Consider the following 11,933-nt stretch of genomic DNA (forward strand, 5'->3'; position numbering starts at 1 on the left):
CACGGTCCGACGTCATTCGGCGCTGGGATACTTGACGCCGCGGGAGTTTGAGTTAGGGTATCGGCATCTAGACGAGATCGCGCAACTTGCAGCTTAATCCCGTGTCCACGAAACCGGGAACGCTCCAACCACCCGCCAGAGCTGGGAGACGCTCACCTCGGGTGGGCCAGCTTGGTGCAGAGCTACCGACGAGCAGTCCGGGACCGGCACAGCCTGACTGCTGACAACCTCACCCACGCCTTGCTGGACATCGCGCTCCTGTTCCAGCAGGAGGCCGACTTCAACTCCGACTGGCTGACCTGGGTCCGAGACTTGCCAGGGCCGGAAGCGCAGTGACGCCATGACCCAGCGCGAGGCCATCGCTGCCTGGTGGCGCGAGGCCGACGAGCCCACCCGGCGCAGAGCGCTGCGCCTGGCCGAGGACGACCTCCTACCCGAGGACATGCAGCGCGGCCTGGTGAAGGCTGGCGTCACCGTCGTCCCCCTGGGACGGTCCGGCGTTGACCTGGGACCGCTGGGCTACCTGCAGCCCGACGCGCTGGTGGACTTTCTGGCCGACCAGCGCTGAGTCCGATGGGTGTTCACGTCCCCCCCGGCACCAGGCCGCTGAGCGCAGGCACTCCCCCGGCTGCAGGCCGTGGGACGGCTTGAGGCTCGTGGGCCGCACGACGGCGCTCACGCCGCCGACGTTGAGCGGTCGTGGACTCCTGCAGGGTCTGCGTCAGCACGACCTGACGGGAGCACAGGACGCACGAAGACCGGACCTCGGCTGCGTCCCCGAGACGCATCCGCTCAAGATCCACCCACGCCCGGGCGATGTCGTGGGCGATGAACAGGTGCTCATGGCCGGGGTCTGTGGGGTTGGGGGCGTCCACAGCTTGAGTATGTTCGGCAGCCCTGACATCAAGATGTCAGTGGCCACCCGGAGTTCGAGTTGAGGGGTGTGGAGCGCTGCCCGGCACTGCCGACGGTGAACAGGTAGCATGGATCATTCCACGAAGAGACGGGATCGCGGTCTTGCCGGGAAGCTTCGGTCGCGACCCTCGTCTACTTCGTGGTGCCTCAACACCGCTACTGCTGCAACGGAAGGATCTCCGCATGAGTCCACGTACGGGCCACCTGCACCCGAACCGTACACACGTTAACATCGTAGACGAGAACCCTACGAACTGCGCAAGTTGCGACGAGTCGTTCGTCTTGTCGCATCTGGCTCACTTCGGCGTTGATGTGCCCGAAAGGCTCATGACGAGTCCGACTGCAGCAAGACTGCGCGAGGACCGTGAAGTGCTGCAGAGCTCCCCTGCGGGGGTCCTTCGATGACGACGTACGAACTTCTGCAGATCATCGTCGGGCTCGTCGTTGGCCTGCTCGGTGTCGCCGTTCAGGTCCCGGGCAGCCTCAAGGCGATGGCTGACCTTCGCCGTAAGGACGAAGCCGGCCAGGACGAGTTGGAGCAGAGGGAGTAGTCCTCCATGGGGGCCTGGCGTTGGCATGTCTAACGCCAGGCCTCCTGGCTCACCGCACCCAGCCGGTGCCCGTGGGCACCCGGTCAGGGCGGGGACGAGGACGACGCCGGCGCTGCTCGACCGACCAGAACCGCTGTCCCCAGCGCCGCGCGAACGCCTCAAGGTCGTCGTCGCTGTGGCAGGTCGCCAGCTCGGCGTCCTCGTCCATCGTCCACGGCTGCCCATGACGGGCAGCGGTGACCGTCGTGCGCGCCTGACGGGCACGCTGGGAGGTCGCGAGAGCGAAAGTCACCATTCGAGGATCGACTGGAACCCGTGAGGCCTTCACCGTCTGATGAGGATGGTTGCGACCCACCCGCCGTCGCTGAGTAGGACTTCTGCTGCGCTGGAGACTGCTGACTCCACAGCGTGTGACCCTTACGGGGGTCGTAACACCGGACTACGCGTCTTTGTCGTAGGGGGTCGGTACGCTGCATGGATCATGAGTGATCAGGGAGAAACGTCTCGGTTGACGGCTGAGGCGCGGGCTCGCGTCATCATCGACGGCCAGCTGACCGCAGCTGGCTGGCACGTCCAGGACCGTAAGGACGTCAACCTGTGGGCGGGCACCGGTGTCGCTGTCCGAGAGATGATCATGAAGCAGGGCCATGGCCGTGTCGACTACTTGCTGTACGTCGACCAGCACGTGGTGGGGGTCATCGAGGCAAAGGCTGAGGGCGCCACGCTCTCGGGTGTTGAGTGGCAGTCAGCGATGTACTCGACGGGCCTTCCTCCCGAGGTCCAGCTCTCCGTAACGACGGTCGACGAGCGCATCCCCTTCGTCTTCGAGGCCAGCGGCACCGAGACGCACTTCACGAACGGCTACGACCCCGACCCACGCTCCCGCCAGGTCTTCTCCTTCCCTAAGCCCGAAACGCTCGCGCGCATCATCCGAAACGCAGAGGCTGACCCCGAGCACCCGACTTGGCGGGCGAAGGTGCAGGTGCTCCCCGAGCTCGACGTCGAGCCGCTGCGACCGGCACAAATTGATGCCATCAAGGGACTCGAAAAGTCGCTGGCCAACCAGCACTTCGACCGCTCCCTCATCCAGATGGCGACCGGCGCCGGTAAGACCTACACCGCTGTGACGAGCTGCTACCGGCTACTGAAGTGGGGTGGCTTCAACCGCATCCTCTTCCTGGTCGACCGCAACAACCTGGCCGATCAGACAATCGCGGAGTTCCAAAACTACCGAGCACCTGACGACAAGCGCCGCTTCACCGAGATCTACAACGCTGACAAACTGACCGGTGCTGGCGCCCTGGGCAGTACCCACGTTGTCGTCTCGACCATCCAGCGTGTCTTCAGCATGATCAAAAATGGCAAGGCTGTCGAGGGCGACGACCCCGTCGACGAGTACATACCCGACAAGCCGGTCGAGGTGGAGTATCGCGCAGAGCTCCCCCCGGAAGTCTTCGACCTCATCATCGTGGACGAGGCCCACCGCTCCATCTACGGCGTGTGGCGTGAGGTCCTGACCTACTTCGACGCCCACATCGTCGGCCTGACGGCAACGCCGGGGAAGCAGACGTTCGGCTTCTTCAAGCAGAACCTCGTGTCCGAGTACACCTATCCACAGTCTGTGGCCGACGGCGTCAATGTCGACTTCGATCTGTACAAGATCGTCACCGAGGTCACCCAGGGTGGCTCGAAGATCGAGGCCGGCACTGTCGTGCCGACCGTTGACCGCCGGACACGTAAGCAGAAGCTGGTCGAGCTGGACGAGGATCTTGAGTACACCGGCAAGCAGCTTGACCGCGCGGTGACGTCCACCTCGCAGATCCGCCTAGTGCTCGAGACGTTCCGCGATAGACTCTTTGCCGAAATCTTCCCCGGACGCACGACCGTGCCCAAGACGCTGATTTTCTGCAAGGACGACGCGCACGCCGAGGAGGTCGTCACGACCGTCCGCCAGGTCTTCGGCAAGGGCAACGACTTCGCCGCCAAGATTACCTATGGCGCCAAGGACCCGAAGAAGGCGCTGCAAAGCTTCCGCACCTCGGCGACCATGCGCGTGGCCGTTACCGTCGACATGATCGCCACGGGGACGGACGTGAAGCCGCTCGAGTGCCTGCTGTTCATGCGCGACGTCCGCTCGGCGCAGTACTTCGAGCAGATGAAGGGCCGCGGGGCGCGCACCATCCCATCGGCTGACTTCCAGCTCGTCACCCCGGACGCCAAGGCCAAGACTCGCTTCGTGCTGGTCGACGCCATCGGCGTGACCGACCACACCTTCGTCGAGCCGCCCCTCAACCGCGACAAGTCCATCTCACTGAAGAAGCTGCTCGACAAGGCTGCGATGCTGCAGCTGACTGAGCCGGAAGCGGCAACGCTGGCCTCACGCCTCGCAGCGCTGGAGCTGCAGCTGACCCCCGCCGAGCGGAATGAGCTGAACGGCGTGGCCGGCGAGCCGGTCAAAGACATCGTGCGTGGCCTCGTCGATGCCGTGGACCCCGACCGTCAGGCACAAGTGAAGGCGACCGCAGTCGACCCGGACCAGGCGATCCGCGGCCTCATCATCGACGCGACGCAGCCGCTGGCTGCCAACCCGAGCCTTCGTACGCGAGTCCTAGAGATGCGCCAGGCCAAGGACCGTGTGATCGACGAGGTTACCGCTGACAAGTTGGTCAGTGCCTACGGCGAGGTTGATCCTGACCGAGCCAAGTCGATCGTCGAGTCCTGGGCCAAGTACGTCGAGGAGCACAAGGACGAGATCACCGCGATCCAGGTGATGCAGGAGGCGAAGGGCCGCCGTGTGTCCTTCGAGGACATCAAGCAGCTGGCTGATCGCATCCAGCGACCACCGCACTCCTGGACACCCGAGCTGCTGTGGGCCGCATACGAGGCCGTTGACGCCGGCAGCGTGCGCAAGAGTCAGGCACACACCCTGACTGACCTCGTCGCGCTGCTGCGGTTCACCATGGGGGTCGATGAAGAGCTGGTCCCGTACGCGGAAGTTGTCCGTGAGCGGTACGCAGCGTGGCTGGTACAGCAGGAACAGGCGGGTGTGGTGTTCAACGACGACGAGCGCTGGTGGCTCGATCGCATGGCCAAGGTGATCGCAGCCTCCGCGGAGATTACTGAAGAGGTCCTAGAAGATGCTCCCTTCGCTGAGCGCGGAGGGATCGATGGAGCCTTGGCATCGCTGGGGGATCAGACTGGGCACCTTATCGCGGAATTGAATGAGCGGCTCACTGCATGATTGGAAGCATTGCGTGGCGTAGGCTCACAATGGCTGACCTCCTCTTGCCTCTCTCGAACCGAAAAAAGGTTCAGCAAGGCAAAAGTCCGCAATGCCATAAGGAGCCCGCAGCGCCTGGAGCATGGGGCGTACTGAAGACGACAGCTATCCAGGCCGGCGCCTTCGATAGTCGCCACAATAAAGCACTCCCGACATCCATGACGCCCGACCCGGCGCTTGAGGTGGAAGCGGGCGACCTCGTCATGACCTGCGCTGGTCCCCGGGCGAGGTGTGGCGTCCCTTCGCTGGTTAGAGAGGTCGCGCCGCACATACTGCTGTCGGGGAAAATGTATCGATTTAGGGCTAACCCGGATGTGATCTCAGCGAAGCTCCTTGAGCTTCTCCTCTTGTCTCCCGTCATTCAAGACCGAATCGACGGACTCAAGACTGGCATCAGTGAAAGCGGCCTGAACCTCACGCAAGATCGCTTTCTAAGTATGCCCATCGACATCCCCGCGCTTGGCGATCAGCGGCGATTGACGGAGTTCATTGAGGCGCAGCTGTCACATTTGGAAGCTGCGGGTGCGTACCTCAGTTCGGCACTAACATCCAATCGCCAGTTAAGCAGAGTTCGAGCGGTGAACCTGCTAGCGACGGACGAGTCCGTGCCGCTTAGTTCCTACGTCCAACGAATCGAAGCGGGCAAATCTTTCGGCAATAGCACGCGACGCGCCGATCCGGACGAGTGGGGGATCATTAAAGTCAGTGCGATGACTTGGGGGACATTCGACGGGAACGAAAACAAATATGTAGACGCGGAACGGGTGGATCGACGTTACGAGATCCAAGACGGAGATCTGTTGGTCAGTAGAGCAAACACATCTGACTATGTCGGCGCATCCGTGCTCGTGCAAGCCCCACGACCTAGACTCCTCTTAAGCGACAAAAGCCTGCGCCTCAAGTTAAATTCTGGGGTCTGCGCAGGGTGGCTACAGGGCGTATTGTCAATGCCGGAAGTGCGTCGTCAAATTAGCGCTTTTGCAACCGGAACCAAAGATAGTATGCGCAATATCTCTCAAAACAGGCTACTTTCTATCGAAGTTCCATTCGTAGCCTCGGGTAGCGATCAAAGGGCTTTATACGCGCAACTGACGCGCATTCGCCAAGATGAGCAAGAAACGCAATCGAGTCTCGACGTGGCATCGAGGCGCGCCACCTCATTGAGGTATCAGATCGCCACCTCGCTGCTACAACCCAGGACAGGTACGAAATGAGCATCAATACTCGACAGCTTGTCGATAAGCTTTGGTCGTACTGCAATGTTCTCCGCGACGACGGTGTGGGTACAATTGAGTACACGGAACAGCTGACCTATCTGCTCTTCCTCAAGATGGCACATGAACGCGCGACACGGGCAATTAGGCCTGAGCAGATTGTTCCCGAGCAGTTGTCATGGCAGAAGCTGCTGGACAAGAGCGGCGATGCCTTAGAGCTGCAGTATCGGCATACACTGGAGCAGCTCGGCTCCCAAGCCGGAGTCCTGGGTACCGTCTTTCGAAAGGCGCAGAACCGCATTCAAGACCCGGCCAAGCTCCGCCGTCTGATCACTGACCTGATCGACAAAGAGAACTGGTCGGCTACCGGAACAGACATCAAGGGCGACGCCTATGAAGAGCTACTGTCACGCGGCGCTGAGGACATCAAATCGGGCGCCGGCCAGTACTTCACGCCACGGCCCATCATCCAGGCGATGGTCGACTGCGTGCAGCCCACGGTCGACGACACGGTCATCGACCCGGCCGCCGGCACGGGCGGCTTCCTTCTCGTAGCTCATGACTACGCGGCTCAGCACGCTGAGGAGCTGACGCCGACGCAGCGTAAGCACCTGCAGAACAATTTCGTACATGGCGTCGAGCTCGTCGACGGCACTGCGCGCCTGGCTGCGATGAACATGATCCTCCATGGCATTGGTACGCCCAGCGGCGAGAGCCTCATCGACGTCCGCGACTCACTCATTGCTCCTCCGTCAGAGAAGTGGTCAGTCGTCCTTTCCAACCCACCGTTCGGGCGCAAGTCGTCCTTGCGGATGGTCGGCGCTGATGGCGTGGAGGTGAGTGAGGACCGCGAGATCGAGCGTCAGGACTTCATCGCGACCACGGCCAACAAGCAGCTGAACTTCGTCCAACACATCTGCACCATTCTCGACATGCACGGCCGTGCGGCGGTCGTGCTGCCAGATAACGTGCTGTTCGAGGGCGGAGCCGGCGAGGTTATCCGCAAACGGCTGCTGAACGACTTCGAGCTGCACACGATGCTGCGTCTGCCTACCGGCATCTTCTACGCGCAGGGTGTCAAGGCGAACGTACTGTTCTTCGATAAGCGGCCCGCCCGTCCAGGCCAGCCCTGGACTGAGAAGCTGTGGGTGTATGACCTGCGGACCAACCAGCACTTCACGCTCAAGCAGAACCAGCTGACGCGCAAGCACTTGGACGAGTTCGTGCAATGCTATGCGCCAGGTAAGCACCGCTCGGAACGCGTCGAGGCTGAACGCTTCAAGGCGTACACCTACGATGAGCTCATCAAGCGCGACAAGGTGAACCTCGACCTCACATGGCTCCGGGATGAGTCACTCGAGGACCTTGACAACTTGCCCGCGCCGGAAGTGATCGCTCGGGAGATCGTTGAGGATCTTACTGCTGCCTTGGCGGAGTTCGAGGCGGTCGCAGCGGCGCTTGAGGCTCGCGAGCCATAGCCACACCGATCGACCCGCCCGGCGTGCAGGCGTCTCGGCCAAACCGATCGAGACAAGGGCTGGTCGAACACGCGTTCGGGTGGTATAAATGGTGGCATGTCGTCGTACCCGACTTCGCAGGACGTGCTGGATGATCTTGGCGACAAGGTCGTCAATGCGCTGGCTACAGCGCTCGACAGAGCCAGTGCCGACCTCCGCGAGTACCGGGCCTGGAAGCCGGGTCACGTGGCCGCCATGACCAAGAGGGGCCTGGCCAACTACCTGCACGACCGGATCATGGACCACGTCAGTCAACTGCTCGATGACGACTCATCCGTGCACGTCCCGCGGACCGAGCCGACGCGCGACATCACCATCGGTCTCCGGTACCGGATCCGGATCAAGAAGCATGACAACGTTGGGCGCGTGGCAACGTATCCGACGCAGGGGGCTCTGGGCTTTTTCCTCCAGACTCCGACGCTCCTCGGCCTCATCGGCCTCGGTGAAACCAAGCTCTGCGTCGGCTATGAGTGGGACAACGACCTGGGAGTCATGGCCCGCTCTGTAGTGTCGTTGCACGATGGGTATGAGGACCCGCCCGTGTGGGTAGTCGACCTGCCCGCAGCCACGCCCCAGGCTGGGACCGGCGTTACTGTTCCGGTGCCTCCGGCCATTGGGCCCAGAGCTCCCGTCATCGACATCTCGCCGAAGCTCGGCGACAACCGCGAGGAGAACGAAGACCAATGAGCAGGCTCGGCGAAGTCATCGAGACTACTCGCCGGGCACGTGGATTCACGCAGGCGCAGTTGGCTGAGCGAGCTGGTGTAACGCAAGGTGCGCTTTCTCGGTACGAGAAGGACCTGCGCGCGCCGGACGACGAGACCGTGCGGTCAATTGCTGAAGCCCTTGGGGTCACTCCGCGTTTTCTAGAGCACGCTGGACGGCCCCAGGCAGCCATGGCAGTCGATGCCCACATGCGGCGTCGTGCGACTGCGAAACCCACCGTCTGGCGCCAACTTGAAGCAGAGCTGAACGTCCTCCGTATGCACGCAAGCATGATCTTCGAAGACGTTCACTTGCAGTCTGAGCAGAGGATTCCGACATTCGATTCGTGGGAGATGCGGCCTGCCGACGCTGCCCGTCTCGTTCGGATGCAGTGGCGGATGCCTATCGGGCCAGTTCGCTCCCTCACACGTTGGCTTGAGTCCGCAGGTTGTCTGATCATCGAGAGGGATTTCGGCAGTGCGCGCGTAGATGGCTTGTCTCAGTGGGTGGGAGACGTTCCTGTCATTTTCATGAACAGCGCCGCACCAACCGACCGTAAGCGACTGACTATGGCCCATGAGCTCGGGCACCTCGTGTTGCACAGCGACCAGATCTCTGCGGATTTGGAGGACGAAGCGGACGAGTTCGCAGCAGAGTTTCTGATGCCGATGGACGTCATTCGCCCTCAACTGCGATCGCTGCACATCAGTCGTCTCGGGGACCTGAAAAGGGACTGGGGCGTCTCAATGCAAGCTCTTGTCGAGCGCGCATACCGGGAAGGCCTTATGACTGCCGCAGCCAGGACCAACTTCTACAAGACGCTTTCGGCCAAGGGTTGGAGAGTTGCTGAGCCATTCAGTGACGAACTGACTCCCGAGCACCCAGAACTTCCAGCTCAGATGGGCGAGGCGCTGACAGCAAAGGGCCTGGATCCGCAGGATATTGCGGAGATCGCAGGCTTCCATAGCGCGGCCGACAACGTGCTTCTTCCAGTGCCTGAGTCGAGGCGCCTGCGCCTGATGTAATGAAGCGCCCCGCGCAGCAGCGCGGGGCGCTTCATACCAGGGGTGCCTTGATCAATCCCGGCGCTCACTCAGGGCTCCGGTGACTTACGATGTCTACTCGGCGAGGGGTCGGCTCTTTCGCCCTAACCGCGGTCCCGGACGGCGCGAACGGCGCATGGCCTTCGCCATGTAACCCGCGGCGGCGCGAAGGTGCTTCGGATTGTGGGTGAAGTACCCCAACCCGCGATTGCAGGCTGCGCACAACAGTCCCCTCACACAGTTGCCGCAAGCTCGCTGCCCCGGACAGCAGTCGTGGTCGTGGTCCACGGCTAACACCTTCCAGCGCTGGCTCGGGTCGTGCGGCTCCTCGCAGATGGCGCACGCGCCTTTCTGCGCTGCGAGCATCGTGTCGTACTCGCCCGGCAAGAGGCCGTACTTGTTGTCCCGCAACTGACGACGGAACGCATCGGTTGTCGTGTATGCGGCCATATAGGCCGCCTTGGCCTGCTTCTGTTCAGGGGTGGCGTTGCGCCGCAACTCAGCGGCGTAGGCGTTGAGGCACTCCTTGCATCGAGCCTTGACGCCGCGCCACCCCTTGTTGTCGGGGTTGAACGCGTCCAGGGGCTTGACCTTTTCACAACGTCGACACGCCTTGTACCCCGCCGCGATATCTTCGCGCCGGTAACCCGCAACTCCCTTGCAGGTCTTACAGACGGTCTCGCGCCCCTTGCTCTTGTTCCTGTCAGCGCGGAAGAAGTGCAGCGGATGGACCTCCTTGCATCGCCGGCAAACCTTGAAGTCCCCTTCCGGATCGACGATGCGAGGCTCCCTGACGCCGCTGCAGGTCTTGCAGTGCGGGAACCGGCCAAGCCGACCGGTTGTGGCCTTCCAGAAGGCCTCGAGCGGCTTCTCCTCGGCGCAGGTTGCGCACTGCTTGGTGGCTGGCGCACTGCCGCCTCCGCCCGTAGTCACTCTGTGCCTCCATGATCCGCTCTGTAGGATGTGTGGCAAACCCGTTGTGTCGCATGTGCTTTACGGCACTAAGTGGCTGCGGTCGGGATGCTACTCATAGGTCTGTAGACCTACAAGTAGCAAGACGTCAGCGTGGCCGTCGTCATGGAGGGAGACCTGCAGCGCACCGTGGGGCGCAACCTGCGGCGCTACCGCCTACAGCGAGGTCTCAGCCAGGAAGCTTTCGCTGACGTCGTCGGCGTCCACCGCACCTACATGGGCGGATTGGAGCGAGGCGAGCGCAACATCACCCTGATCGGACTGGAGCGGCTCGCAGAAGCCATCGGCCAAGACCCGTTGACGCTGCTCGGCGCGGGCGCCAACCAAGATCCACCGATCGAGTAGCGTCCAGCCCTAGCGGATGGGTGATCCATCTCGGACACTTCCGGCGTGACCGTGATCGCAGACCTCACCCGCCAGGCCATCGTCGCTGAGCTCACTCGCTACAAGCGGGGTGACCTCGCCATTGAGGTCTGGACCGCCGGACACCCTCGCGCACACGTGGGCCGGGTCAACCATGTCGATGAGCAGCTACTTGTCCTCACGGACGCGCGCTCTTCGCTCATCACCCTCGTCCTGGACCACGTCATTGGCTGGACCTTCGCTTCCGCCGAGTCCACGAAGGAGCAGCAGACGCCGACCCCAATGAGGAGAGCGGGCCGTTGGTTCAGCCGACGTTGAGCCCGTGACAGCAACGCTGCTGCCGGGCGCTAACGCAGGAGCGACCGGCGTCGGGACTGACGCTGGCTAGCCTCCAACGCCTCCAGACGCCGAACGGTGTCCGCCAGCGCGTCCTGCGTTGCCTTGAGCTCCCTGGACAGCGCAGTGACTCGATTGCGCTCGGTGTTGAGAGCGAACTGCGTCTCCAACAGCCGTCCATGATCTTTGAGCTGCTCCTCCCACATGAAGCCGATCGACGTCGCCCGGCTGCCGTTCTCGCCGAGTCGCGTCTGCTCGTAGATCGGCTTCCCCAAGGCACTGGACGTCAAGCCACAGTCGCGGCCTTGCTCGCCCATCCCCTCCCCGCGGGCGCGCCTCCGCCCCGTCGCCCACACAAGGGCCCAGAGGATGACGGCCACCGTCCACAGCGAGATCAAGAGGGGGATGAAGATGCTCTGTGGCATGCCCGAAGACTAGAGATGGCTACGCCCCCCGACCAGTGCTGCCGCTCGCCAGCACAGGCAGCTCGGCCTTCGTCGAGTGTCCGATGGGGATGGCACTGTGCGATGCCATGGAGACGACGCGCTCAGTCCTGGCACCGTGGAGGCTCATCCTCGACGAACAGGACGAAGACCCACTGCCCAGCCGTCAACAGCAGTGGGCTTTCGTCGACGTTCCGGCCGCGGTCGCTGCGAAGGCTCTGGCCCTGGCCGCCCCGTCTCTAGCGACGGGAAGAGGCAACGGGGCCCCACCCGCAAGCTGGCTCGTCGAGCAGGCCGCCACCCGGCACGGTCGGCTCTGCGGCTCGCTTGACAGCCGCACGGGCTTTCTCCGCTTCGACACAATCTGCGTCGACCAGGAGGCTGCCGAGGGTCTCCTGCACGCGGTCGAGGCCGCGTGGCCAGCAGACGCTCCCCACCTGAAGTCAGCGCTCGAGCTCGCGGAAGGGTGGACCGTTCCCGATTCGGTGGACACTCGGATTGGCTGCCTGACCTGAAAGTAGGCGGTAGCAATGGGCTCGACCCGACGACACTTCACCGATGAGTACAAGATCCAGGCGGTAGCCTGCGTCCTGG

At 62.8% G+C, this 11,933-nt stretch carries 13 protein-coding genes; 10 read left to right on the top strand and 3 right to left on the bottom strand.

Annotation, left to right across the window (positions count from 1 at the left end; all coding sequences use genetic code 11):
- The first annotated feature begins 340 nt into the window (after positions 1-340).
- The gene (locus AB2L27_RS19715; protein WP_370443197.1) at positions 341-568 is read left to right on the top strand and encodes a hypothetical protein; all 228 of its coding nucleotides are present in this window, start codon (positions 341-343) and stop codon (positions 566-568) included.
- A gap of 748 nt (positions 569-1,316) precedes the next feature.
- A complete protein-coding gene (locus tag AB2L27_RS19720) occupies positions 1,317-1,466 on the top strand; it encodes a hypothetical protein (protein WP_370443198.1) in 150 nt (49 codons plus the stop codon).
- A gap of 49 nt (positions 1,467-1,515) precedes the next feature.
- Here AB2L27_RS19720 and AB2L27_RS19725 read toward each other — a convergent pair whose 3' ends face one another.
- Positions 1,516-1,758, bottom strand: a complete 243-nt coding sequence (locus tag AB2L27_RS19725) for a hypothetical protein (RefSeq protein ID WP_370443199.1) — start codon at positions 1,756-1,758, stop codon at positions 1,516-1,518.
- A gap of 189 nt (positions 1,759-1,947) precedes the next feature.
- Here AB2L27_RS19725 and AB2L27_RS19730 point away from each other — a divergent pair, with 189 nt between their 5' ends.
- The 5 genes from AB2L27_RS19730 to AB2L27_RS19750 all read left to right on the top strand — a co-directional run bounded on the left by AB2L27_RS19730 (position 1,948) and on the right by AB2L27_RS19750 (position 9,207).
- Positions 1,948-4,707 (top strand): type I restriction endonuclease subunit R, encoded by a 2,760-nt coding sequence (locus AB2L27_RS19730; RefSeq protein WP_370443200.1) that lies wholly within the window; start codon positions 1,948-1,950, stop codon positions 4,705-4,707.
- Between the two features lie 29 nt (positions 4,708-4,736).
- A complete protein-coding gene (locus tag AB2L27_RS19735) occupies positions 4,737-5,960 on the top strand; it encodes a restriction endonuclease subunit S domain-containing protein (protein ID WP_370443201.1) in 1,224 nt (407 codons plus the stop codon).
- Entirely contained in the window at positions 5,957-7,438 is a 1,482-nt protein-coding gene (locus AB2L27_RS19740) for a class I SAM-dependent DNA methyltransferase (RefSeq protein WP_370443202.1), read from the top strand. Before AB2L27_RS19735 ends, AB2L27_RS19740 begins: the two co-directional genes overlap by 4 nt.
- 96 nt (positions 7,439-7,534) lie before the next feature.
- Complete coding sequence (locus AB2L27_RS19745; RefSeq protein ID WP_370443203.1) at positions 7,535-8,164, top strand: hypothetical protein; 630 nt, start codon at positions 7,535-7,537, stop codon at positions 8,162-8,164.
- Positions 8,161-9,207 (top strand): helix-turn-helix domain-containing protein, encoded by a 1,047-nt coding sequence (locus tag AB2L27_RS19750; RefSeq protein WP_370443204.1) that lies wholly within the window; start codon positions 8,161-8,163, stop codon positions 9,205-9,207. Before AB2L27_RS19745 ends, AB2L27_RS19750 begins: the two co-directional genes overlap by 4 nt.
- 93 nt (positions 9,208-9,300) lie before the next feature.
- Here the strand turns inward: AB2L27_RS19750 and AB2L27_RS19755 are convergent, their stop codons facing one another.
- The gene (locus AB2L27_RS19755) at positions 9,301-10,158 is read right to left on the bottom strand and encodes an endonuclease VII domain-containing protein (RefSeq protein WP_370443205.1); all 858 of its coding nucleotides are present in this window, start codon (positions 10,156-10,158) and stop codon (positions 9,301-9,303) included.
- A gap of 144 nt (positions 10,159-10,302) precedes the next feature.
- Between AB2L27_RS19755 and AB2L27_RS19760 the strand changes: the two genes are divergently transcribed.
- Together AB2L27_RS19760 and AB2L27_RS19765 are read left to right on the top strand one after the other, a co-directional pair.
- A complete protein-coding gene (locus tag AB2L27_RS19760) occupies positions 10,303-10,542 on the top strand; it encodes a helix-turn-helix domain-containing protein (protein WP_370443209.1) in 240 nt (79 codons plus the stop codon).
- Between the two features lie 45 nt (positions 10,543-10,587).
- On the top strand, positions 10,588-10,878 hold the full coding sequence (locus AB2L27_RS19765; protein ID WP_370443206.1) for a hypothetical protein: 291 nt from the start codon (positions 10,588-10,590) through the stop codon (positions 10,876-10,878).
- Positions 10,879-10,907: 29 nt separating this feature from the next.
- Here the strand turns inward: AB2L27_RS19765 and AB2L27_RS19770 are convergent, their stop codons facing one another.
- On the bottom strand, positions 10,908-11,321 hold the full coding sequence (locus AB2L27_RS19770; protein ID WP_370443207.1) for a hypothetical protein: 414 nt from the start codon (positions 11,319-11,321) through the stop codon (positions 10,908-10,910).
- A 35-nt stretch (positions 11,322-11,356) separates the two neighbouring features.
- Between AB2L27_RS19770 and AB2L27_RS19775 the strand changes: the two genes are divergently transcribed.
- Complete coding sequence (locus AB2L27_RS19775; protein ID WP_370443208.1) at positions 11,357-11,854, top strand: hypothetical protein; 498 nt, start codon at positions 11,357-11,359, stop codon at positions 11,852-11,854.
- The last annotated feature ends 79 nt before the right edge of the window (positions 11,855-11,933 follow it).

It is taken from the genome of Kineococcus halophytocola, from assembly GCF_041276425.1.
Lineage (GTDB): Bacteria > Actinomycetota > Actinomycetes > Actinomycetales > Kineococcaceae > Kineococcus > Kineococcus halophytocola.

Excerpts from the sequence above, each read along its gene's own strand:
- AB2L27_RS19730 (WP_370443200.1), top strand. The coding sequence starts at position 1,948 with ATGAGTGATCAGGGAGAAACGTCTCGGTTGACGGCTGAGGCGCGGGCT.
- AB2L27_RS19745 (WP_370443203.1), top strand. The coding sequence starts at position 7,535 with ATGTCGTCGTACCCGACTTCGCAGGACGTGCTGGATGATCTTGGCGAC.
- AB2L27_RS19740 (WP_370443202.1), top strand. The coding sequence starts at position 5,957 with ATGAGCATCAATACTCGACAGCTTGTCGATAAGCTTTGGTCGTACTGC.
- AB2L27_RS19715 (WP_370443197.1), top strand. The coding sequence starts at position 341 with ATGACCCAGCGCGAGGCCATCGCTGCCTGGTGGCGCGAGGCCGACGAG.
- AB2L27_RS19720 (WP_370443198.1), top strand. The coding sequence starts at position 1,317 with ATGACGACGTACGAACTTCTGCAGATCATCGTCGGGCTCGTCGTTGGC.
- AB2L27_RS19760 (WP_370443209.1), top strand. The coding sequence starts at position 10,303 with ATGGAGGGAGACCTGCAGCGCACCGTGGGGCGCAACCTGCGGCGCTAC.
- AB2L27_RS19750 (WP_370443204.1), top strand. The coding sequence starts at position 8,161 with ATGAGCAGGCTCGGCGAAGTCATCGAGACTACTCGCCGGGCACGTGGA.
- AB2L27_RS19735 (WP_370443201.1), top strand. The coding sequence starts at position 4,737 with ATGGCTGACCTCCTCTTGCCTCTCTCGAACCGAAAAAAGGTTCAGCAA.
- AB2L27_RS19770 (WP_370443207.1), bottom strand. The coding sequence starts at position 11,321 with ATGCCACAGAGCATCTTCATCCCCCTCTTGATCTCGCTGTGGACGGTG.